The organism is Lysobacter soli (genome assembly GCF_003382285.1).
Taxonomy (GTDB): domain Bacteria; phylum Pseudomonadota; class Gammaproteobacteria; order Xanthomonadales; family Xanthomonadaceae; genus Lysobacter_J; species Lysobacter_J soli.
The window spans coordinates 48,748-71,400 of the sequence record NZ_QTJR01000010.1 but is presented as its reverse complement, the minus strand read 5'-3'; the positions used below and the strand labels follow the sequence as shown (position 1 = coordinate 71,400).

The following is a 22,653-nucleotide window of genomic DNA, read 5'->3' as shown; positions in this document are numbered from 1 at the left end:
GGCTGCTGACAGGACCCTGTCAGCAGCGCCGGACGATCCTGCCATCGTGCGATCGGCACGCCGGACTGGATCACCGCGATGGACCTGGACACCGCCCTGCAGCCGGCATGGCACCGGCAGCGTCGCCTGTTCCTGCAACTGGCCGCGATCGCCCAGACCGCGTGGCTTGCGCCGATGCGCGCCGGTGCGCGCGCACTTTCACGAACGAAGGCGCCCACGATGGACCCCACGACCGGCCACGACGGCCGACACGATTTCGACTTCCTCCATGGGCAGTGGAGCATCCGCAACGAACGCCTGACGAAGCGCCTGGCCGGCTCAACCGACTGGGAGGTCTTCCACGCCACGCAGCGTTGCCAGCCGATGCTCGGCGGCGTGGGCAACGTCGATGATTTCGTCAGCGACTGGACGCGCCCCGGCACGAGCGAGCGCTTCATCGGCATGACGCTGCGCCTGTTCGGCACCGAGTCGAAACAGTGGTCGATCTACTGGGCCGGCAATCACGACGGCGTGCTCGATCCGCCGGTGTTCGGCGCCTTCGCCGACGAACCCGACGGCGGCCGCGTGGGCACCTTCTTCGGCACGGACGAACACGAAGGCCAGCCGGTGCGCGTGCGTTTCCGATGGAGCCAGATCAGCGCGAACACCGCGCACTGGCAGCAGGCGTTCTCCGTCGACGATGGCGCGAGCTGGGAAACCAACTGGCACATGTGGTTCCGTCGCACGGACGATGCGGGCCGCATGTCGCACGAAGACCGTGTGATCGAACTGCGCCAGTACGCGATGCAGCCTGCGCGCCGCGACGAACTCATCGACCTGTTCGAACGCGAGTTCATCGAGCCGCAGGAGGCGGTGGGCATGCACGTGATCGGGCAGTTCCGCGACCTCGATGCGCCCGACCGGTTCGTCTGGATGCGCGGTTTCCCGAGCATGCCGGTACGCGCCGAAGCGCTCGACGGCTTTTATGGCGGCCCGACGTGGAAACGTCATCGCGAGGCGGCAAACGCCACCATCGTCGACAGCGACGACGTGCTGTTGTTGCGTCCAGCGCGCGCGCGATCCGGCTTCGCCACGCCATCGGCGCCACGTCCGCCGTTGAACGCTTCAGCGAAGACGCAAGGCCTGATCGAAGCGGGCATCTGTTCGCTGGATGCAGCGGCAGACGATGGCTTCCTTGAGCGCTTCGAGCGCGACCTCGTGCCGCGGCTCACGTCCGCCGGCGCGGAGCTCATAGGCATGTACGTCACCGAAGCGAGCGCTAACACCTATCCGCGACTGCCCGTGCGCGAAGGCGAACACGTGCTGGTGTGGTTCGCGCGCTTCGACGATGTCGATGCGCACCATCGCTATGAAGCGGCGCTGCTGGCCGACACGGCGTGGCGCGAGGCCGTCGCGCAATCGCTGCTGCATGGCCTGAAGCAGCCGCCGCAACGGATGCGCCTGTCGCCGACGGCGCGTTCGGAGCTGCGTGCGTGATCGCGGTCGCGCCATACGCCGGCGTCCAGGTCGCACGGCACATTGAGTGCGGCAGGGCGGCGCGCGATCATGGCGCATGCGCCGCGCCGACCGCCTCTTCCTGCTGATCCATGCCCTGCGTGGACGCCGCTCTGCCATCACCGCGCAACGACTGGCGCAGGAGCTCGGCGTCTCGTTGCGAACGGTGTACCGCGACGTCGCCGACCTGCAGCGCTCCGGCGTTCCGATCGAAGGCGAAGCGGGCGTCGGCTACCTGCTGCGCAAGGGTTCGGACATCCCGCCGCTGATGTTCACGCCCGACGAGCTCGAAGCACTGGTCGTCGGCACGCGGTTCGTGCGTGCCTTCGGCGGCAACCGGCTCGGACGTGAAGCCGCAGCGGCGCTGCTGAAGATCGAAGCGGTGCTGCCGCCGGAATTGCGCGAACGCAGCGATCGCACGCGCATCTTCGCGCCGGAAGTCGACCGGCTGGAAAACAGCGGGCTCATCGACGACCTGCACGCGGCGGTGACCAGCGCGCTGGTGCTGCGCATGAACTATCGCGACAACGATTCGCGAACGACGGCGCGGGAAATCGAACCGCTGTGCCTGGCGTTCTGGGGCGGCAGCTGGACGCTGGGCGCGTGGTGCCGCCTGCGCGGCGACTTCCGCAACTTCCGCCCCGACCGCATCGTCGATTACGCGCCGACGGGCGAAACGTTCGTGGAAACGCGCGAGCGCGGGTTGGCGGCGTACATGAAGGCGGTGCAGGGGTAAGGCGTCATCCGGGAGCCGGACTTCCGGCGCTACGTGCCTGGATTCCGGCTTTCGCCGGGATGACGGCAGTGCGCACGACGCAGCCCTACTTCCGCATCGACCCCGTCTCCACGAACCGCTGGTGCCAAGACAGCGCCTCGCCCAGCAGGTGCGGCGTGTGCTTGCCGAAGCTTTCGCGGCAGGCGCGGCCGAAGTAGTCCTGCAGCATCGGCTGGTAATCCGGATGCGCGCAGCCGTCGATCATCCGCTGCGCGCGCTGCTTCGGCGAGAGGCCGCGCAGGTCGGCGATGCCGCGTTCGGTGACGATCACCATCACGTCGTGCTCGGTGTGGTCGACGTGGCTGGCCATCGGGACGATGGAGGAAATCGCGCCGTTCTTCGCCGTGCTCGGCGACATGAACACCGACAGGTACGCGTTGCGCGCGAAGTCGCCGCTGCCGCCGATGCCGTTCATGATCTTCGTGCCGGCGACGTGCGTGGAGTTGACGTTGCCGTACAGGTCGACCTCGATCATGCCGTTCATCGCGATGCAGCCCAGGCGGCGCACGAGCTCGGGATGGTTGGAGATCTCCTGCGTGCGCAGCACGATGCGCTCGCGGTAATAGTCGACGTGGTCGAGGAACTCGTCGATCGCCGCCGGGCTCAGCGAGAACGACGTCGCCGACGCCACGCGCACGACGCCGCGCTTGAGCAGGTCGAGCATGCCGTCCTGGATCACCTCCGTGAACGCGGTGAGGTCGCGGTAGCCCGCTTCGCCCAGGCCCATGAGCACGGCGTTGGTGATGTTGCCCACGCCCGACTGCAACGGCAGCAGCTGCGGTTGCAGGCGTCCGCGGCGGACTTCGTGCGCGAGGAAGTCGAGCAGGTGCGCGGCGATCTCGCGCGAGGTCGCGTCCGGCGGCGTGAACGGTGAATTGCGATCCGGCGCATCGGTCTCTACCACCGCGATGACCTTCGACGGATCGCAGCGCAGCCACGGCTCGCCGATGCGGTCGTCCGGATGCAGCAGCGGGATGGGCTTGCGGTTCGGCGGCAGCGCGGTGCCGTAGTAGACATCGTGCATGCCTTCCAGCGCCGCCGGCTGCCAGCGGTTCACTTCGAGGATCACGCGGTCGGCCTGCTCCAGCCACGTCTTGTTGTTGCCCACCGACGAGGACGGCACGAGGTGGCCGTCCTCGGTGATCGCGGTCACTTCGATCACCGCCACGTCCACCGCGCCGAAGAAGCCGAACCACGTGTGCTGCGCGACGTGGCTCAGGTGCATGTCGATGTAGTGCAGGTCGCCGGCGTTGATGCGCTCGCGCAGGTGCGGGTCGGACTGGTACGGAAGGCGCAACTCGATGCCCTGCGCGCGGGCGAGCACGCCGTCGAGTTCGGGCGCGGTGGACGCGCCGGTCATCACCTTCACGCGGAAGTCCTCGCCGCGCGCGTGCGCGCTCTCGATCCGCGTCGCCAGCGCCTGTGGCACCGACTTCGGGTAACCGGCGCCGGTGAAGCCGCTCATCGCGACGGTCATGCCGGGCTGGATGAGGGCGGCGGCGTTCTCGGCGGACATGCGCTTGTCGCGCAGGCCGGCGTGGCGGATGCGGTCGTTCATGGGGGCGACGTAGATCGGGGGAATCCGAAGTCTAGACCTGCCTGTCCAGTCCGGCTTTCCGCGATGTAGGCTTGTTTGCCCGGGCTGGCCGAGCGCTTACCCTGCGTGGCGACGCCCCGCCGGAGACGCCGCATGCCGCTTGCCCTGATCGCCATCGCCGCCGGCGCCGCCCTGGGCGCGTGGGCGCGCTGGGGCCTGAGCCTGTGGCTGAATCCGGCGCACCACGCGGTGCCCCTGGGTACGCTCGCGTCGAACCTGATCGGCGGGTACCTCATCGGCCTGGCCGTGGCGGCTTTCGCGCAGATGCCGCAGCTGTCGCCCGAATGGCGGCTGTTCGTCATCACGGGCTTCCTGGGCGGGCTGACGACGTTCTCGACCTTCTCCGCCGAGACCGTCGACCTGCTGCAGAAGCAGGCCTACGGGTGGGCGTTCGGAACCATCGCGATGCACCTGCTCGGGTCGCTCGCGATGACGGGCCTGGGGCTTTGGACGGTAAGGATGCTGACGCGCTGACGTCAGATCACCCGCAGCGTGATCGCCTTCAGCACCGCGCGCGTGCGGTCGCGGGTGCCGAGCTTCTCCAGGATCACCGAGACGTAGTTCTTCACCGTGCCTTCGGCGAGGAACATCGCGCGGGCGATTTCCTTGTTCGAATACCCGCCGGCGAGCAGCCGCAGGATCGCGACCTCGCGTTCGGTGAAGTGCTCGCGCGGCGCTTCCTGCTGGTGGTACTGGTAGCGCGCGCGCACCGGATCGGTACTGACCGGCTGCAGCAGCGTTTCGCCGGCCGCGACGCGCGCGATCGCCTCGCGCAAATCCTCGGGCGCGGCGTCTTTGAGCAGGAATCCCTGCGCGCCGGCCTCGGTGGCCTGCAACAGCAGTTCGCTCTCGTCGAACGTGGTGAGCAGCAGCACCGGCGTCGCGTCGCCGCGTTCGCGCAGGCGGCGCAGCGCTTCTATGCCGTCCATGCCCGCCATGCGGATGTCGCTGAGCACGACGTCCACGGGCGATTCGGCGAGGCGTTCGAGCAGCTCGGTGCCATCGTTCGCCTCGAAGGCGACCGCGATGCCGTGTCGTTCGAGCAACGCGCGCAGTCCCGCGCGGACAATGGCCTGGTCGTCGGCCAGGGCGATGCGCAGCGACGTCATGCGGGCAGGCTCGCGTCGATGCGCAGCGAGCCGCGCTCGGAGCGTCCGAAGGCGAGTTGTCCACCGGCGGCAACGACGCGTTCGCGCATGCCCGACAGGCCATTGCCTTCGCGGATCGCGCCACGCACCTGGCCGTCGTCCTCCACGCGGATGCGCAGGCGGTCGCCTTCGCAGTCCAACGACACCTGCACGATGTCGGCATCGGCATGGCGCGCGCTGTTGGTGAGCGCCTCCTGCACCAGTCGCAGCACTGCTTCGGCGGTGGCCGGATCGGTGACGTGCACCGACTGCGCCACGTGCAGCCGCAGCGAGGGCCGTGGCATCGGCGCCGCGAGCGCGCGCAACGCGGTGCCCAGGTCGAGGCCGCGCTCGTCGCGCATCGCCTGCACGATGCCGCGAATGTCGCTGAGCAGTTCGGTCGACAGCTGCTGCGCGATGGCGATTTCCGGCCGACCGGCGAAGGCCGGATCGGCCGCGAGCGCGCGCAGGTTCAAGGTCATCGCCGTGAGCTTGTGGCCGGCGACGTCGTGCAGCTCGCGCGCGACGCGAAGCCGCTCGTTGTCGCGCGCGCTGTCGGCCAGCAGCGCGCGCGTGGCAAGCAGGTCGGCGTTGACGAGCGCGAGCCGGTCGCGGGCGCGCTCGGCGCTCACCGCGTACCACGCGCAAAGCGCGGCGAAGAGCTGGAAGCCGATGTGGATCATCACCACCGTCAGCGGCGCGCGGTGGCCGTCATCGCGCAGCACGAGCCAGAAGCCCGTGTCGGCGACGACGACCGCCAGCGCGGTGATGCGCAGCGGCGTGGCGGTGGCCATCACCGCCGTCCACACCACCAGCAGCACGGGCGCGACCGACGGGCGCGGATCCAGCCACACCAGCGTCAGCGCGATGATCGGCATCAGCGTCAGCTGCACCGGGCGAAGCCATGCCTGGCGGGGCCAGATCTCGCACGAAAGCAGGAGGAAGGCGTACGTCGCGAGCAGCGCGATGGCCCATGGCAACAGGTGTCCGGGCATCCAGCGGAACGCCATGCCGACGGCGACCAGCGTGAAGAGGCCGGCGAGGTTCAGGGGCTGGAGCAGCGAGCGCACGCGTTCGTTCATGGCCACATGCTGCGACCGCCCCGGCGGCGCGCGCAATGGATCGGGCGACGAAAGTGACTTCCGGCAGGTCGAGGCGATGACCGCGGGCACTGCGGCCGGCGCGCGCCGGCGCGCATCGTGTGTCCACACCCTCTTCCCGATCAACGCCGCCATGACCGCCTACCAGATGCTCGTCGCCGTGCACGTCCTCGTGGGCGCCGTCGCCCTCGTGACCTTCTGGACCGCCGGCCTGCTGCGCAAGGGCACGCCGGCGCACCGCAACACCGGCCGCGTGTACCTGCTGGCGATGGTCGGCATCGTCATCACCGGTGCGCCGATGGCGATCACGCGCTGGATCGACGGCCATGTCGTCACAGCGGCGTTCCTCGCGTACCTGGTGGTGATCACGAGCACCGGCGTGTGGGTGTCGTGGCGGGCGATCCGCGACAAGGCGGCGCCGCAGCGCTTCGTCGGCCCGGTGTACGTCGCGTTCGGCGCGTTGTCGTTGCTATCGGGTGCGGGCGTGCTCGCGCTGGGGATCCAGGCCGGCGCGCCGTTGCTGATGGGATTCTCGGCCGTCGGGCTGTTCACGGGCTTCGACATGCTGCGCCGTCGCGTTCGTCGCGACACCTTCGCGAAGACGCCGCGCTGGTGGATGACGCAGCACTACACCGCGATGATCGGCAACGGCATCGCCACGCACATCGCCTTCCTCGGCATCGGCCTGCCGCGCCTGCTGCCGTCGGCGAACGGCACGGCGCTGCATTACCTGTCGTGGTTCGGTCCGCTGGCGGTGGCGATCGTCGCCAAGGTGATCCTGGACCGCCGCTGGAAGCCGCGCCCGGCGTCGAAAGCAGTAGCGACCCCGCCGCGCACGCAGAACGCGTGAAGGCCAGATTCCGTTCGGTTATGTCGGGCTGACGAACCGTTGCGTGAAATCGCACCGCGCGTAACCCACCGTTTACTTCCGCCGTCCCGCGATCGCCTACCAATAGGCGCACGACGACCCGGAGGGAAGCGACATGCGGATCAGCATCATCGGCGCCGGCTTCAGCGGCTGCGCACTGGCCACCGAACTGGCACGCGCGGCGTCGTCGGACGTGGACATCCAGCTGGTCGGCGTGCCCGAAAGCTTCGGGCGCGGCGTGGCCTACGGCGAAGCGCGTCCCGAGCACCTGCTCAACGTGCGCGCCCGCGACCTCGGCGCGACTGCGGACCATCCGGGCGAATTCGCCGACTGGTTGAACCTCACCGAGCGCGCGCGGACGACGTTCCTGCCGCGCCTGGTGTACGGCGAGTACCTGCACTCGCGCTTGAACGCCGCCTCGCAGCTGTCGCTGGGCGGCTTCAACCGCATCGCACAGGAAGCCATCGCGATCGACCGCGAAGGCCCGGCGTTCCGCGTGCATCTGGCCGACGGATCCGATTTCGACAGCGACCGCGTGGTGCTCACCGTCGGCGCGCTGCCGCCGCAGCCGCTGGCGGGCATCGGGCCGCGCCTGGCGGTGCATCCGAGCTACATCGCGTGGCCGTGGCAGAACGGGCTGGACGGCATCGGCGCCATCGACCACATCGCGCCGAACCAGCGCGTGCTGATCATCGGCACGGGGCTGACGATGGCGGATGTCGTCGCGACGCTGCATCGTCGCGGGCATCGCGGCCCGATCACCGCGCTGTCACGCCACGGGCTGCTGCCGCAATCGCATACCGACGAACCGGCGGCGCCGATCGCGCTCCCGCCGACGGTGCTGCACGCGATCAACACGCACGATCTTCGCGAACTGGTGCGTGCGCTTCGCGCGCTGACGCCGATCGTGCCGGACTGGCGCAGCCTGATCGATGCGCTGCGTCCGTACCTGCAGGGCTTCTGGCGCGGCCTGCCGTCGCCGCAGCGCGCGCAGTTCCTGCGCCACCTGCGCTCGCATTGGGAAGTGCTGCGTCATCGGCTCGCGCCGACGCTCTCGCGCGAGATCGAGGAGCTGCGCGTGCGCGGTCGCCTCCGCATTCGCGCCGGCCGGCTGCTGCGTGCGCGGCGAACCGGCGAGGCGGTGGAAGTGCTCATCCGCGAGCGAGGCTTCTCGCATGCGAGTCGCGAGGAGTTCGATGTCGTGGTGCGCGCGACCGGCTTCGATACGGACGTCGATCGCACGAGCCATCCGTTGATTGCACAGCTGCGCGACTCGGGCCTCATCACCGCCGATCCACTGGGCCTCGGCATCGAGGCATCGACGAAATACGAAGCGCTCGACGGCAGCGGCGCACCGGTGCGCGGGCTCTACGCGCTGGGGCCGCTGCTGCGCGCCCAGTTGTGGGAGATCACGGCGGTGCCGGAACTGCGTGTCGCCGCGCGGGCGCTTGCGAAGCAGTTGCTCAGCTCGCAGGAACGGCAGGCGAGCGTCGGAATCCGGCGCGGGATGGAGGCGCTGGCTCGGCCGTGACATTCGCTTTCACCACCAACGAACGTCATCCCGGCGGAGGCCGGGACCCAGGCTCGCAGCGTGCGATCACCGATGCCCGGTTGTAATCGGGAGAGCGTGAGAGTCGCTGGGTCCCCGCTTTCGCGGGAATGACGAATCTACATCTCGGGCGTCAGACGTCCCCGCCCGTCGCCCAGCCCTCGCCCGTGCCGCGGTTGAACACGGTATCGGTGTCGAGCACGTTGCCGGCCGGGATCGAGTCCTGCTTCGCGAGCGATGCGTAGATCGGCGTGAAGTCCGGACGCGTCGCTTCCATCAACTGCTCGTAGCTGTCGATGACGAAGTAGGTCTTCTGGAAGGTATCGATGCGGTACTGCGTGCGCATGATGCGTTCCAGGTCGAAGCCGATGCGGTTCGGCGCGGCGCTGTCGAGGCAGTGGATCGACTCGCCCTTCGACGACACGATGCCGCTGCCGTAGATGCGCAGGCCGTCGTCCTGTTTGATCAGGCCGAATTCCACCGTGTACCAGTACAGGCGCGTCAGGTTGACCAGCGCGTCGGGGCCGATGCCGTGCGCCTTCACGCCGCCGCGGCCGTAGGCCTGCATGTAGTCGGCGAAAACGGGGTTCATCAGCAGCGGAACGTGGCCGAAGAGGTCGTGGAACAGGTCAGGCTCGGCCAGGTAGTCCAGCTGCTCGGGCTTGCGGATCCACCACGTCACCGGGAAACGGCGGTTGGCGAGGTGGTCGAAGAAGGTCAGTTCGGGCAGCAGGCCCTCGACGCCGACCAGCTCCCAACCCGTCGCCTTGCGCAGCATCCGGTTGAGATCGTCGTACTTCGGGATGCGATCGGGCGTCATGCCCATCGCTTCCTGCGTGCGCAGGAATTCGTCGCTGGCGCGCCCCACGAGGATTTCGCGCTGGCGCTTGAACAGCGTGCTCCAGACCTCGTGGTCGGTGGCGGTGTAATTTGCCCAGGGTTGCTCGACGACCGCCGTCGTGTAGACCGGCACGTAACCCTTGTCGGTCATCTGGTGTTCCACGCGGTTCGGGGTGCCGAGGTTCATGCCGTGCTCCTGAGTCGAACTTCGACTGTAGCGGCCAGACGGCGCAATGGGCTTGCGTTGTTGCGTCTGTGACGGCGTACGGCGCAATATCCTTGCGTCAGATCAGGAATAGGCGCAATCCATGGCCGCCGTGGAACTCGATCGCACCGACCTGCTCGTCCTGGCCGAACTCCAGCGCGAAGGCCGGCTGACCAACGCCGAGCTGGCCGAGCGCGTCCACCTGTCGGCATCAGCCTGCCTGCGCCGCGTACAGCGGCTGGAGCGGGAAGGCGTGATCGCTGGCTACCGGGCCGAAGTGGACCCGGAGCGTCTTGGACTGGGCCTGCAAGCCTTCGTCCGGGTGCAGCTCTCCCGGCACGATGCCGACGCGATCACCGCTTTTGCGACCTTCGTGAACCAGTGGGACGAGGTCGTCGCCTGTCATGCGCTGACCGGCGACATGGACTACCTGCTGCAGATCGTCGTGCAGGATCTGGAGCACTTCTCGCGATTCCTGCTCGACCGGCTGCTCACCCAGGCGGGCGTCGCCGACGTCAATTCGAGCTTCGTGCTACGGACGGTGAAGGCGTCCGGCGGGATGCCGCTGCCGGCGCGTTGATCAGCCCTGCCCGCGCAAGCTGCGGGCTTCTTCGGCCAACGTCCGCGAACCGGCGATGATCATGCGAACCATCAACGTGAGCTGACGGACCAGTTCCGGATCCTTCTCGCGCGGCAGGTCGACGGCCGTGGCGCCCATCGCGAACACCAGGCGGGTGATGGCTTTGGCGACCAGCGCCGGCTCGCGCAGGGTCACGCCCTGGGCGGCGTTGATCTGGATGAGGCTGATGCGCAGCTCTTCCTCGAAGAAGCTCAGCTGGCGGTCGACCGCATGCTTGAAGGCGTCGGAGCCCGCGGTGCCTTCGCGCAGGAGGACATGCAGCAGCTGGTCGTCGGCGCGGAGCTGTTCCATGAACGCCTCGACCGCGCCGCGCACGGCGCTGCGGTCGATCGCGGCGCGCACCCGGGCGGCCTCGATGATCTTCTGCAACGAAACGCCGGCAAGATCGATCAGCGCGACGGCCAGTTCGTCCATGTCACGGAACTGGCGATAGAAGCTGTTCGGCGCGATCCCGGCCTCGCGGGCGACTTCACGCAGGCTGAGCGTCGAGACGCTCCGATGCGGTCCGATCAGCTTGAGCGCCGCCGCGAGCAGGTCTTCGCGCGAGATCGCCGACTTTCGACCCGCGATGTGCTCGGAATCGGCGGGAATGTGGGTGGTTGGGCTCAAGGCGGCGGGCACGGCGGCGATCGGTCCGGCATCATATCGGGGATTTAATATACAGTCGTATACACATCTGTGCGCGTGTCTGTATAGTTCAACCCATGAGTGCCGTTCTCCGTTCCTCCAAGCGCCCGCGCGGTCTGCGCCGGCTGATCCACGCCTGCGTCGCCCCGAGCGTCTTCGACTTCTGGGCACAGCGCCTGGATCGCACGTGGACGTGGGACCGCCCGCTGGCCCGCATCGTCGAGCGCCGCGCCGAATCGCGCGACGCCGTGACGCTGGTGCTGCGCCCGAACCGCCACTGGCGCGGCTTCCGCGCCGGCCAGCACGTCAACGTCAGCGCGGAGATCGACGGGACTTCGGTCACGCGCAGCTACAGCCTGAGCGCCGCGCCTCGCGCCGACGGCCTGCTGGCGATCACGGTCAAGCGCGTGGAAGGCGGCAAGCTCAGCGCGCACCTGTTCGACAACGCCTGCGTGGGCGACGTCCTCCATATCGGTCCGGCGTTCGGCGAGATGACCTGGCCGGACGCCCACGACGCCGGCTGGCTGCTGCTCGCCGCCGGCAGCGGCATCACGCCGCTGATGGCGCTGGTGCGCGAACACGCGGCGCGTGGCATGCCCGCGCCGGTGACGCTGCTGTACTGGGCGCGCACCCGCGAGGAACTGTGCTTCGCCGACGAACTGCTCGCCCTGGCCGACGCGCATCCGGAGTTCGCAGTGCACTGCCTGCTCACACGCGAAGGGGAGGCCGGCGCCGAACCGGCCGGTCGCCTCGACGCCGCACAGTTGTCCGCGCTCGTGCCGGACGCCGCGCAGCGCCGCGTCTACGCCTGCGGTCCGTCGGGTTTCGTCGACACGGCGCGCGCGCTGCTGGAAGGCAGCGCCCGCAGCTTCCACGCCGAAGCCTTCACGCCGCCCGCGCGCTCGTTCGAGGACAGCGGCGAAGCCGTCGTCACCCTGCAACGCAGCGGCCGCACGCTGACCGTGCCGCGCGGGCAGTCGCTGCTCACGGCGCTGGAAGCGCAGGGCATCAAGCCGGCGTCCGGCTGCCGCATGGGCATCTGCAACACCTGCGCCTGCGGCAAGTCCGCCGGCGCCACGCGCGACCTCGCCACCGGCGAGATCCGCACCGAACCCGCGTCCGCGCTGCGCCTGTGCATCAGCGCCGCCGCGGGCGACATCGAACTGGACCTGTAAGTTGAGCCGCACCGACATGACGTTCCGCAATCGCGCACTTTCCCCGGCAGAACTCGACCGCTTCGGCGCGGAACTCGACGACCTGCGCAAGCGCACCGTGGCCACGCTCGGCCAGCGCGACGCCAATTACATCCGCTCCATCGTCGCGTGGGTCCGCTGGACCGAAGTCGCCGGTCGCGGCCTGCTATACCTGGGCGCCTTCTCGCTGCTGTTCGCGCCGGCGCTGCTGTGGCCGGCGTGCGTGCTCGGCGCGCTGATCCTGGGCCTGTCGAAGATCCTGGAGAACATGGAGCTGGGCCACAACGTCATCCACGGCCAGTACGACTGGATGCGCGACCCGCACCTGGACGGCAAGACGTACGAGTGGGACATCGTCGGCACCGCCGACAACTGGCGCCACACGCACAACTTCCGCCACCACACCTACACCAACGTGCGCGGCTTGGACGACGACATCGGCTACGGGCTGCTGCGCATCTTCCCGGAACAGCGCTGGCGCGCGTATTACCTGATGCAGCCGGTGATCGCGGTGGTGTTCGCGCTGCTGTTCGAGTGGGGCGTGGCGATCCAGAACCTCAAGCTCGGCCGCTGGATCCACGGCAAGGTCTCGCACCGCCAGATGTGGCGCATGTTCAAGCCGGTGGGCCGCAAGATGGCGCGGCAGATCGTGAAGGACTACGTCGTGTTCCCCGCGCTGGCCGGCCCGTTCTTCCTGCCGGTGCTGCTGGGCAACGTCGTGGCGAACATCATCCGCAACCTGTGGACGTACACGATCATCTTCTGCGGGCATTTCACCGCCGAGGCGGAGACGTTCCCGAAGGACTGCGTGCGCAACGAATCGCGCGGCCACTGGTACCTGCGCCAGCTGCGCGGTTCGTCGAACATCAGCGGCGGCTGGCTGATCGACGTGCTGTCGGGCAACCTGAGCCACCAGATCGAACACCACTTCTACCCGGACGTCCCGGCCAACCGCTACGCCGCGATGGCGGTGGAAGTGCGCGAAATCTGCAAGCGCTACGGCCAGCACTACAACACCGGCTCGCTGCCGAAGCAGTTCGGCCAGGTCGTCTGGCGCATCGTGCGGCATGCATTCCCGAGCCGGCCGCGGCGTGTTGCGCCGCTGGTGGCGGCTAGCGAAGCGGCTTAAGCGTTCTAAGCTGTTGAGCCCCTCTCCCCTCGGGAGAGGGGTTGGGGTGAGGGGCAACGAAGCGGTCGCCGTGACATGCCGTCGCTTGGCAACACTGGTTTCTTTGCTTCGATTGAAAAGAAGCGCACCGCGAACGCGAGCCCCATCGCGCGTCCCCACCCTCACCCCAACCCCTCTCCCGGAGGGAGAGGGGCTTGAGACCAAGGGCTCAAGGACTCACCGCGACAGCACACCCTGCTCCGCCAGCGCCTTGCACTGCGGATCGCGGCGCAGCTTCGACATCCACTTGCGGTCTTCTTCCTCGCAGAACGCGCGCAGCTTCGCCTGCTCGGCCTTCGCATCGGCCTGCCGGCGTGCGGCGACCGCCTCGTCCTGACGCGCCTTCTGCCATTGCGCGACCTTTGCGCGGATCTGCGGCATCGCCGCGAGCGCGGCGCGTTCGCCTTCCATGATCGCGTTGTTGCGCTGCTCGAAATCCGCCGGGCCGATTTCGTTGACGCTCGGGCGGATCACGACGTCGGCGCGCGCCAGTTCCTGTGCGCCGAGCTTCTGGCCCATGATCGTGATCGACTGGTTGACGTTGCCCAGCATGCTGCCCGGGTTCTTGCCGCTGGCCTTGCTGGAGATGTCGACCGCGATGACGAGGTCGGCGCCGAGCTGGCGCGCCGCATCGACCGGCACGGGGCTCACGACGCCGCCGTCGACGTAGTGGAACTTGCCGATCGCCACCGGCTCGAACACGCCCGGAATGCTGCTCGACGCGCGCACGGCCTGGCCTGTGTTGCCGCGCACGAACACGGTGCGGTCGCCGGTTTCCAGATTCGTCGCCACCGCCGCGAACGGCATGCGCATGCGCTCGATGCTCTTTCCGCCGACCAGCTGGTTCACGTAGTCCTGAAGTTTCTGGCCCTTGACCACGCCGCCGGAGAACAGGCTGACGTCGCGGATCTGCGCCTCATCCAGCGAGAACGCCGTCTTCTGCATCGCGAAGGCGTCCATGCCGCTGGCGTAGAGCGCACCGACGACGCTGCCCGCGCTGGTGCCGGCGACGACCACCGGCTGGAAGCCGTTGGCTTCGAGCATCTTGATCACGCCGATGTGCGCGAAGCCCTTCGCCGCGCCGCCACCCAGCGCGAGGCCGATGCGGACCTTCGGCGCCGGTGCGGCAGGCGCGACGACGGCCGGCGGCGGAGTCGGCTTCACGGCCTCGCCTCCGCAGGCGCCGAGCAGGACGGCGAGGGAAGCGAGCAGGAGCGGGCGCAGCGAACGGAGCGGGGTCATGGACACGGGAAAGAAGGATTGGTGGCGATCAGCGGCGGAGGATACAGCGGGCGGGCGGCGCGACAGCGTGCGCACCGCGGCGGATTCATCGGTCAGCGCAGTTCCTTGCGCACGACGAGCTTCAGCCCCGACCAGACCGCATCCACCGCGCAGACCTTCACGTCGACGAAGCCGAGCGGCAGCGCGACGTCGCGGATCGTGTCCTCGGTGATGTCGGTGGCCACTTTCGCGGCCTTCTTCGGCCAGGAGACCCACACCGTCGCGTCTGGCGCGAGCGTGCGCCGGCACGTGCCGAGTACGTCGGCCAGCACCGCGCGCTGCGTGCAGAACACGTGCGCGATGTCGACGTCCTTCGACAGCTTCGCCACGAACCGGACGCCCGGCGGCAACGGTTCGAGCAGCGCGCGGTAATCCTCCGGCGCTGCGAGCGTCCACACCGTGGAGCCCTCGCGCACCCCGAGCTTCTTCGCCAGGGGCGTGCCCGAATAGCCGCTGCCGGACGACGTGGTCATCGCGCGATCAGAACGCGTTGTCGCCGTCGAGGATGCGGCCGAGTCCGCCGAGCACCGAGCCTTCGCCGCGCGCCTGGCCACCGCCCTGCGGCGCCGCGGCGAGCATGCGGCCGGCCATGCGCGAGAACGGCAGCGACTGCAGCCACACCTTGCCCGGCCCGGTCAGCGTGGCGAGGAACACGCCTTCGCCGCCGAACATCATGCTCTTGATGCCGCCGACGGCGCGCACGTCCATCTGCACGGTGTGGTGGTAGGCCATCACGCAGCCAGTGTCGACGTCCAGGCGCTCGCCGGCGCGCAGTTCGCGCTCGACCACCGTGCCGCCGGCGTGCACGAACACCCAGCCGTCGCCTTCCAGCTTCTGCATGATGAAACCCTCGCCGCCGAACAGGCCGGTGAGGATGCGCTTCTGGAACGCGACGCCAACCGACACGCCGCGCGCGCCGGCCAGGAAGCTGTCCTTCTGGCAGATCAGCCGGCCGCCGTGCTCGTCGAGCTTCATCGCGAGCACCGTACCCGGGTACGGCGCGGCGAACGCGACGCGCGCCTTGCCGCTGCCGGTGTGCGTGAACATCGTGGTGAACAGGCTTTCACCGCTGAGCACGCGCTTGCCGGCCGAGAACAGCTTGTCCATCAGGCCGCCGCCCTGCCCCGTGTGGCGGCCGTCGCCGAAGACGGTGTCCATCTGCACGGCGGCGTCCTTGTACATCATCGCGCCGGCCTCGGCGATCGCGCATTCGCCCGGATCGAGCTCGACCTCGACGAACTGCATGTCGTTGCCGACGATGCGGAAATCGATGTCGTCGCTGTTGCGCGAGGCGACCGACGGCGTCGGCGGCGGCAGGTGCGCCGGCTGCACGCCGGTGGCTTCGGCGAACTCGGGGACCGAACGCACGGCCTGCCAGCCCGACAGGCCTTCGCGCCAGCACAGGTCGTCCGGATGCTGGCGTGCGTGGGCGCGTGCGGAAGCGGGATCGAGCGGACCAACGCGCTGCGAGCTGCCGGCGGAAACGAAATACCACTGCGTCATGGGAATCCTGTCGTCGCGTCGGAAAGCCGCGAGTGTAGCGGCGGGGTGTGGTGGTGCATGGGCGGGAGGTCACTGCGGGCGCCTGCGTGCGAAGCGGCGTTCATGCGGCGGCTAGTCCCTTACCGAACCCACGCTGTTTCGAGCCCCTCTCCCATCGGGAGAGGGGTTGGGGTGAGGGGCAACGAAGCCATCACATCCAACTTCCGATGCTTCACAGCGCTGAGTGTTGGCTTTCCCTTTCAATGGGAGGGGGAAGCAGGCATCACGAGCGCAGAAGTAGTCGCACGCCCCGCCCCTCACCCCAACCCCTCTCCCGAGGGGAGAGGGGCTAAAACCTAGGGCGCAGCAACTACCCCAACGCCGCCAGCGCCGCCGCACGCGCATGAAGCGCCGTCGTATCGAACAGCGGCACGCTCGCATCGCCCTCGCCGACCAGCAGTCCGATCTCGGTGCAGCCCAGGATGATCCCCTGCGCGCCACGCGCGACGAGCCCATCCATCACGCGTCGGTATTGCGCGCGCGATTCGTCGCGGATCACGCCCTGGCACAGCTCGTCGTAGATCACGCGATGCACGAGATCGCGTTCGTCCGGTTCCGGTACCAGCACGTCCAGCCCGTGCCTTTCGATCAACCGCCGGCGATAGAAATCCTGCTCCATCGTGAAACGCGTCCCGAGCAGCCCGATGCGCGTAATGCCGCGTGCGCGGATCGCATCGCCCGTCGCATCCGCGATGTGCAACAACGGCAGCCCGCTCGCGGCTTCCACCGCGTCGGCGACCTTGTGCATCGTGTTCGTGCAGATGACCAGCAGCTGCGCGCCGCCGGCCTTCAGCGAGCGTGCCGCGTCGGCCAGCACCGCACCGGCTGCGTCCCAGTCGCCCGCATGCTGGAGCTTCTCGATTTCAGCGAAGTCGACGCTGTACAGCAGCAGGTGCGCCGAATGCAGGCCGCCGAGCTGCTCCTTCACCGTCTGGTTGATCGTGCGGTAGTACGGGACGGTCGATTCCCAGCTCATTCCGCCGATCAGGCCCAGCGTTTTCATGGCGTCGCCTTCGCGGGCTTGCCGAACTTCTCGCCGAAGAAATCGCCGGCGTTCCATTGCGGACGCTGCGGCGAGTCGGCAATCAGCCGGCCGATGCGCGCGTTGAGCTTCGCCAGCCGCGCCGCGTCGGCCCACTGGATCGGCTGCGACAGGTCGTCGCCGGGCTGGTGGTAACGCTCCTTGAGGAACGCGTCCTGCACCGACTTCGCATCGCCGTCCACGCCGGTGTAGCCGCCGTCCAGGTACACCGCGGGCACGCCGGCGCGGATGAACGCGTACTGGTCGCTGCGCACGAACACCACCTCCTCCGGCGACGGATCGGGCGACAGCGACACGCCGATCTCCTTCGCCGCCTGCTGCACCAGCGGGTGCAGCGTCGAATGCTCCACGCCGATGGGCACGACGTCCTTCGTCGGCGACAACAGCATCGGCATGTCCATGTTGACGTTGGCGACCAGCGTGCCGTCGACGCTCGGATGCCGCGCGAACCACTCCGCGCCGAGCAGGCCCTTTTCCTCCGCCGTCACCGCGACGAACAGCACCGAGCGCTTCGGCGCCGCGCCGTCGTGCGCGAGCCGGTTCGCGGCCTCCAGCATCACGCCGATGCCCAGCGCGTTGTCGAACGCGCCGTTGTAGATCGCATCGCCCTTCACCGGCGAGCCGATGCCGACGTGGTCCAGGTGCGCGCTGAAGACGACGTGTTCGTTCTTCAGCGCCGCATCGCTGCCTTCCAGGCGCGCGACGACGTTGCGCGATTCCGCCGGCGCGATCGCGGTATGCGCGGCCAGGCGAACCGTGCCCGGCAGGTCGAACGCGCGCAGCTTCCCGTCGCGCAGGTCCTGGAACAGCTGCCCGGCGGTGCGTCCGCCGGCGGACAGCAGCGCGTCGGCGCTGGCCGAGCTCGCCATCGCGTACACGCGCAACTGCGGCCACGTGTCGATGCCCTTGCCGTCCGTGCCGCGCAGGCGCATGCCCGGCGTCTGCCAGTTGTCGGCGCGACGCTGCCATGGCGAACGCGCCTGTTCGTCGTCGCTCTGCACTTCGATCATGCCCACCGCGCCGCGGCGGACGAGTTCCTCGGCCTTGGTCGCGCGCGAGGAATGGAAGGCGCGGCGGTCGTTGTCGAACTTCGCCGGCGCGCCGTTGAACAGCACCGCGATCTTCCCCTTCACGTCGACGCCGGCGAAGTCGTCGTGCTGCAGCTCCGGCGCGTACACGCCCTGCCCCACGAACACCGCCGGCGCCTCGACGCTGGCCTGGGCTTCGTTGAAGTTGATGCCGGGCAGGAAGTCGTCGCGGAAGCGCAGCGCGCGTTCCTGTCCGTCGCGCACGACCACCAGCGCGTTGCCCTCGGGCTGGCGCACGCCACGCAGCATCGGCACGGTCTGGAAATAGCGGCCGTCGTCGCCCGCCGGCGCCAGGCCGATCGCACGGAAGCGCTGCGCGACGTAGAGCGAGGCGAGGTCGTACCCGCGCGTGCCGGCTTCGCGGCCTTCGAGCAGGTCGTCGGCGAGGAAGCGCACGTCGGCCTCGATACGCCGCGCGTCGCTGCCGGCGCTCGCGTCGTAGGTTTCCTTCACCGGCGTGGACGCCGGTGCGGTCGGCGCAGGCGCCTTCTGGCAGGCGGCGAGGACCAGGACAAGACTGAGCAGCGCGATGCGGCGCATGGGCGGTTCCGGGAATCAGGAGTCCCGGAACCTAGCACCCGCGCCGAACGCGGCCAAATGCCGTTCGGCGTGAGGATCGAACGGGGTTACGGCTCGCGCCGGGGCGGGAATCGCAGTACGACGCCGTTGTCGCGTTCCGGCCGGTTCCACAGCACCGGCACTTCGCGCGGCGGCGGCGGTTCGAGTTCGTCCGGCAGCGGCGCGATGGTCGCGTCTTCCTCGTCTTCCCAGCTGTAACGCTTGCGCGGCGGCAGCGGATCGGTCCGGCGCAGCAGGTACGCGGCGAGGACGCCCGCGATCGCGCCACCCAGGTGCGCTTGCCAGGACACCCCGGGCTCGCGCGGCAGGATCGTGAGCAACATGCCGCCGTAGAACATGAAGGCGAGCATCGCCGCGGCGATGGACGCGCGATCGCGACGCAGCAGGCCGAGCACGAACACCAGGAACATCAGCCCATGCGTGATGCCGCTCGCGCCCAGGTGCCGCGTGCCGGGATCGCCCAGCAGCCACGCGCCCAGGCCCGAGCCGATCCACAGCAGCGGCAGCGCGCGGATCGTCGCCTTGGGATACAGCCCGCCCGCGAGCGTGCCGAGCATCAGCAGCGCGATGGCATTGGCGGCGACGTGTTCGAACGAGCCGTGCAGCAGCGGCGCGGCGAGGATGCCGCGCAGGCCCTCGACCGACCATGGCTGCACCGTCCAGGCGGCGACATCGAAATGCCCCTGAGCGCTGAAGACCGCCAGCAGCACCAGCACGAAGGCCAGGCTGGTGTTGAACGCCCGCAGCCAGCGGCGCTTGTCGGCGCGGCGCTGCTCGGGGGTGTCGGGGACCGCTTCGGGCGTGGGCAGGTGCATGCGAACGACATTGAAGCGTCCGCTCGCGATTACAAGGCCGCCATCGCGGGCCGGTGAATCCCGCGATCGCGTTTGCAGGGCCTTGCCGCCGCGGTCGTCGAAAAAACGCGGCCGCCCTGCCCCGACCCCTTAAAATGCCGCGATGAACGCTCCCCTGCCCTCCGTACGCCTCAAGAACGCCTGGAAATCCACCCATCCCTGGATCTTCCAGCGCCTCGTCGACAAGCCCGCCCAGCGGCCCAAGCCCGGCGCCATCGTCGACGTGCTGGGCGTGGAGGGCGACTGGATCGGCCGTGGTTTCTACAACGGCCACTCGCGCATCGCCGTGCGCATCCTCGAAACGAACCCGGACATCGACGTCGACGCCGGCTGGTTCGCGCGCAAGATCGCCGCGGCCGTCTCGCTGCGTCGCGACGTGCTCAAGCTCGACGAGGTCAGCGACGCCTGGCGCGTGGTGCACAGCGAAGGCGACGGCCTGTCGGGTCTGGTGGTGGACCGCTACGGCGACCTGCTGGTGGTGGAGTTCTTCAGCGCCGGCATGTTCCGCCATCGCGAATGGATCTATGACGCGCTGAAGGCGCAGTTCCCCGGCTGCCGCTTCTACAGCTTCGCCGACGAACACGTGCAGAAGCAGGAATCCTTCGATTTCCGCGGCACCGAACCCGTGCCGCCGGCCGTCATCACCGAATACGGCATCAAGTTCCGCGCCGACCCGGCCGGCGCGCACAAGACCGGCTTCTTCGCCGACCAGCGCGAGAACCGACAGTGGCTGTCGCAGCAGGTCGAAGGCAAAACCGTGCTCGATCTGTGCTGCAACACCGGTGGTTTCGCCGTGTATTCGGCCGTGCGCGGCGCCACCGAAGTGCTGGGCGTGGACATCGACGCCGACGTGATCGAGATCGCCAAGGGCAACGCCAAGCTCAACAACGTGCGCCCGCGCTTCGTGCAGGCCGACATCTTCCCGTGGCTGCGCGACGCCGGCATCCGCGGCGACCAGTACGACGTGGTGATCCTCGACCCGGCCAAGATGACGCGCGATCGCGAGCAGGTGATCCCGGCGCTCAAGAAGTACCTGGACATGAACAAGCTCGCCCTCGGCGTGGTGAAGCCCGGCGGCCTGTTCGCGACGTTCTCGTGCACGGGCCTGGTCAGCGAGGACCAGTTCCTCGACATGCTGCGCCGCGCCGCGTACTACTCCGGCCGCACCGTGCAGGTGCTCAAGGTGGCCGGCGCCGGCGCCGATCATCCGTGGCTCGCGCAGGTGCAGGAATCGCGCTACCTCAAGGCGGTGTTCTGCCGCGTGGTGGACTGAGCGCCCTCCCCTCGCATGCCCACGTGGCGCGCCGGGATTTCCCCACGCCACGTCGCGCGCAGTTCCGAACGTCGACGGCCGCCTCGCGTCTCACCGCATGAGACCGCGGCCGATACACTGCAAGTCGTACCAACCCGCAAGAGGCGCACATCATGGACACGCTGATCATCGCGGCAGGCGTCGCCATCGTGCTCATGCTGGTCTACGTGGCCTGGCTGCTCACACGGCTGGCGCGTGGACAGGGTGAAGGCGCCGGCGTCGGCGAACTGGCCGCGTTGCGCGAGGCCGAACGCGCCAAGGCCATCGAGTTGTCTGCCTTGCACGTGCGGTTGTCCGAGCGCGATGCCGACCTCGCCGCCGGCGCGGAAACGATCGCGCGACTCGCGCAGGAGCGCGACGAAGCGCAGGAACGTGCCGAACGCATGGGCACCTCGGCGCTCGAACTCGCCGCCAGCCTTCGCGCCCGCGAAACCGAACTTGGCGACGTGCGCCAGCGGCTTGATGCCGAGCGCGAGGAACTCACGCGACTTCGCGCAGAACTCGTGCAGCTGCGCGAGCGGAGCGCGCAGCTCGACGCGAACCTCGCCCACGCCGAGCAGGCGAAGGCCGAGATCAAGGGCTTCCTCGAAACCGCGCAGTCGAAGCTCTCGGCCACCTTCGCCGAATTGGCCGGCAAGACGTTCGAAGAGCGCGGGGCGCAGTTCGAGAACAACGTGCGCAACGCGACGCAGCAGTCGAAGTCGGACATCGAGACGCTGCTCAAGCCGTTCGCCGAGCAGCTCAACGTCTTCCGCCATCGCGTGGACACGGTCTACGGCGAGGAGGCGAAGGAACGCGCCGCGCTGGCCGGCGCCGTCAACGAGCTCAAGACGCTCAACCAGGACATGGCCGAGCAGGCGTCGGCACTGACGCGCGCGCTGAAGGGCAGCGCGAAGGTGCGCGGCGACTGGGGCGAGCTGATGCTGGAAAGCGTGCTGCGTGGCTCCGGCTTGGAAGAAGGCACGCATTTCGACCGCCAGACCTCCAGCGAGGACGATGAAGGTCGCCGCCTGCGTCCGGATGTGGTCGTGCGCCTGCCGGGCGACCGTCGCATCGTCGTCGACAGCAAGGTCAACCTGATCGACTGGCAGCAGGCGATGAATGCCGAAACGCCGGAAGCGCACGAGGACGCGCTCCGTCGCCACTCGGTCGCGCTGCGCCAGCATATGAAGGACCTGGCGGAGAAGAACTATCCGAAGGCCGTCGGCGATTCCGCGCTGGAGGTAACCGTCGCGTTCGTGCCGATCGAAGGCGCGCTCTCGGCCGCACTGGGCACCGATGCATCGCTGCAGACCGACGCGTTCGCGCGCGGCATCGTGTTCGCCTCGCCCAATACGCTGATGGCGGTGCTGCGTGTCATCGAGCGGCTGTGGACGCGCGACAAGGTCCAGCGCGAGGCCATCGAGATCAGCAAGACCGGCGGCCTGCTGCTCGATGCGCTGCAGAATTTCCTCGCCGAGTTCGATCTGGTCGGCCGTAAGCTGACCGACGCGCATACCGCCTTCACCGATGCGCGCAGCAAGCTGTCCGAGTCGCGACACGCCGTCATTCCGCGCGCCAAGCGGCTGGTGGAGCTGGGCGTGAAGGGAAAGAAGGCGCTGTCGGCGGAACTCGAACCGGATGAGCCGATCCTGCCGCTGGTACTGGAGCGCTCCGGCTCGGACGACTGAAGGCCGCGGCCCGCGCGATGCGGCGGCACGCACCGATGCGCCCCCGCCCCGCTCTGCGGACAAAGAAAAACCCCGATGTCGCCATCGGGGTTTTTCGTTACT

At 68.7% G+C, this 22,653-nt stretch carries 21 protein-coding genes; 10 read left to right on the top strand and 11 right to left on the bottom strand.

Annotated features, from left to right (window positions below; all coding sequences use genetic code 11):
* Window positions 1-78 precede the first annotated feature (78 nt).
* Window positions 79-1,476, top strand: coding sequence for an NIPSNAP family protein (locus DX912_RS18515; protein ID WP_220340809.1), 1,398 nt, complete (start codon window positions 79-81; stop codon window positions 1,474-1,476).
* 76 nt (window positions 1,477-1,552) lie between these two features.
* The gene (locus tag DX912_RS13565; protein ID WP_115843136.1) at window positions 1,553-2,230 is read left to right on the top strand and encodes a helix-turn-helix transcriptional regulator; all 678 of its coding nucleotides are present in this window, start codon (window positions 1,553-1,555) and stop codon (window positions 2,228-2,230) included.
* Between the two features lie 85 nt (window positions 2,231-2,315).
* On the opposite strand, the gene scpC is transcribed toward DX912_RS13565, so the two are convergent.
* Complete coding sequence (scpC, locus tag DX912_RS13560; RefSeq protein ID WP_115843134.1) at window positions 2,316-3,827, bottom strand: succinyl-CoA:acetate CoA-transferase ScpC; 1,512 nt, start codon at window positions 3,825-3,827, stop codon at window positions 2,316-2,318.
* Between the two features lie 132 nt (window positions 3,828-3,959).
* Between scpC and crcB the strand changes: the two genes are divergently transcribed.
* Complete coding sequence (crcB, locus tag DX912_RS13555; RefSeq protein WP_115843132.1) at window positions 3,960-4,340, top strand: fluoride efflux transporter CrcB; 381 nt, start codon at window positions 3,960-3,962, stop codon at window positions 4,338-4,340.
* A 2-nt stretch (window positions 4,341-4,342) separates the two neighbouring features.
* Here the strand turns inward: crcB and DX912_RS13550 are convergent, their stop codons facing one another.
* Both DX912_RS13550 and DX912_RS13545 read right to left on the bottom strand, forming a co-directional pair.
* Window positions 4,343-4,975 carry a response regulator transcription factor gene (locus DX912_RS13550; RefSeq protein ID WP_115843130.1) on the bottom strand — a complete coding sequence of 211 codons (633 nt, stop codon included), beginning with the start codon at window positions 4,973-4,975 and terminating at the stop codon, window positions 4,343-4,345.
* The gene (locus tag DX912_RS13545; protein WP_115843128.1) at window positions 4,972-6,075 is read right to left on the bottom strand and encodes a sensor histidine kinase; all 1,104 of its coding nucleotides are present in this window, start codon (window positions 6,073-6,075) and stop codon (window positions 4,972-4,974) included. Before DX912_RS13545 ends, DX912_RS13550 begins: the two co-directional genes overlap by 4 nt.
* Between DX912_RS13545 and DX912_RS13540 the strand changes: the two genes are divergently transcribed.
* Together DX912_RS13540 and DX912_RS13535 are read left to right on the top strand one after the other, a co-directional pair.
* Complete coding sequence (locus tag DX912_RS13540) at window positions 6,074-6,943, top strand: DUF2306 domain-containing protein (RefSeq protein ID WP_115843126.1); 870 nt, start codon at window positions 6,074-6,076, stop codon at window positions 6,941-6,943. The two genes, DX912_RS13545 and DX912_RS13540, sit on opposite strands and share 2 nt — an antisense overlap.
* 133 nt (window positions 6,944-7,076) lie before the next feature.
* Entirely contained in the window at window positions 7,077-8,492 is a 1,416-nt protein-coding gene (locus DX912_RS13535; protein WP_115843124.1) for an FAD/NAD(P)-binding protein, read from the top strand.
* Between the two features lie 151 nt (window positions 8,493-8,643).
* Here DX912_RS13535 and phhA read toward each other — a convergent pair whose 3' ends face one another.
* Window positions 8,644-9,537, bottom strand: a complete 894-nt coding sequence (gene phhA / locus DX912_RS13530) for a phenylalanine 4-monooxygenase (RefSeq protein WP_115843122.1) — start codon at window positions 9,535-9,537, stop codon at window positions 8,644-8,646.
* 121 nt (window positions 9,538-9,658) lie between these two features.
* On the opposite strand from phhA, the gene DX912_RS13525 reads away from it, so the two are divergent.
* The gene (locus DX912_RS13525) at window positions 9,659-10,135 is read left to right on the top strand and encodes an Lrp/AsnC family transcriptional regulator (RefSeq protein ID WP_115843120.1); all 477 of its coding nucleotides are present in this window, start codon (window positions 9,659-9,661) and stop codon (window positions 10,133-10,135) included.
* On the opposite strand, the gene fabR is transcribed toward DX912_RS13525, so the two are convergent.
* On the bottom strand, window positions 10,136-10,786 hold the full coding sequence (fabR, locus tag DX912_RS13520) for an HTH-type transcriptional repressor FabR (protein ID WP_115843321.1): 651 nt from the start codon (window positions 10,784-10,786) through the stop codon (window positions 10,136-10,138).
* 113 nt (window positions 10,787-10,899) lie between these two features.
* Between fabR and DX912_RS13515 the strand changes: the two genes are divergently transcribed.
* Both DX912_RS13515 and DX912_RS13510 read left to right on the top strand, forming a co-directional pair.
* Window positions 10,900-11,997, top strand: coding sequence for a ferredoxin reductase (locus DX912_RS13515; RefSeq protein WP_115843118.1), 1,098 nt, complete (start codon window positions 10,900-10,902; stop codon window positions 11,995-11,997).
* A gap of 16 nt (window positions 11,998-12,013) precedes the next feature.
* Complete coding sequence (locus DX912_RS13510; protein ID WP_115843319.1) at window positions 12,014-13,144, top strand: fatty acid desaturase family protein; 1,131 nt, start codon at window positions 12,014-12,016, stop codon at window positions 13,142-13,144.
* Window positions 13,145-13,360: 216 nt separating this feature from the next.
* Here the strand turns inward: DX912_RS13510 and DX912_RS13505 are convergent, their stop codons facing one another.
* From DX912_RS13505 to DX912_RS13480, 6 genes are all read right to left on the bottom strand, one after another.
* Window positions 13,361-14,425 carry a patatin-like phospholipase family protein gene (locus DX912_RS13505; RefSeq protein WP_115843116.1) on the bottom strand — a complete coding sequence of 355 codons (1,065 nt, stop codon included), beginning with the start codon at window positions 14,423-14,425 and terminating at the stop codon, window positions 13,361-13,363.
* Window positions 14,426-14,517: 92 nt separating this feature from the next.
* On the bottom strand, window positions 14,518-14,937 hold the full coding sequence (locus DX912_RS13500) for a DUF3052 family protein (protein ID WP_115843114.1): 420 nt from the start codon (window positions 14,935-14,937) through the stop codon (window positions 14,518-14,520).
* 7 nt (window positions 14,938-14,944) lie between these two features.
* A complete protein-coding gene (locus DX912_RS13495) occupies window positions 14,945-15,967 on the bottom strand; it encodes a TIGR00266 family protein (RefSeq protein ID WP_115843112.1) in 1,023 nt (340 codons plus the stop codon).
* A gap of 349 nt (window positions 15,968-16,316) precedes the next feature.
* On the bottom strand, window positions 16,317-17,009 hold the full coding sequence (locus DX912_RS13490) for an aspartate/glutamate racemase family protein (protein ID WP_115843110.1): 693 nt from the start codon (window positions 17,007-17,009) through the stop codon (window positions 16,317-16,319).
* Complete coding sequence (locus DX912_RS13485; protein WP_115843108.1) at window positions 17,006-18,676, bottom strand: M28 family metallopeptidase; 1,671 nt, start codon at window positions 18,674-18,676, stop codon at window positions 17,006-17,008. The genes DX912_RS13490 and DX912_RS13485 overlap by 4 nt, the downstream gene beginning before the upstream one ends.
* A gap of 86 nt (window positions 18,677-18,762) precedes the next feature.
* Complete coding sequence (locus DX912_RS13480) at window positions 18,763-19,530, bottom strand: rhomboid family intramembrane serine protease (RefSeq protein ID WP_115843106.1); 768 nt, start codon at window positions 19,528-19,530, stop codon at window positions 18,763-18,765.
* A gap of 142 nt (window positions 19,531-19,672) precedes the next feature.
* On the opposite strand from DX912_RS13480, the gene DX912_RS13475 reads away from it, so the two are divergent.
* Both DX912_RS13475 and DX912_RS13470 read left to right on the top strand, forming a co-directional pair.
* Complete coding sequence (locus tag DX912_RS13475; RefSeq protein WP_115843104.1) at window positions 19,673-20,842, top strand: class I SAM-dependent rRNA methyltransferase; 1,170 nt, start codon at window positions 19,673-19,675, stop codon at window positions 20,840-20,842.
* A gap of 152 nt (window positions 20,843-20,994) precedes the next feature.
* On the top strand, window positions 20,995-22,551 hold the full coding sequence (locus DX912_RS13470; RefSeq protein ID WP_115843102.1) for a DNA recombination protein RmuC: 1,557 nt from the start codon (window positions 20,995-20,997) through the stop codon (window positions 22,549-22,551).
* Window positions 22,552-22,653 lie beyond the last annotated feature (102 nt).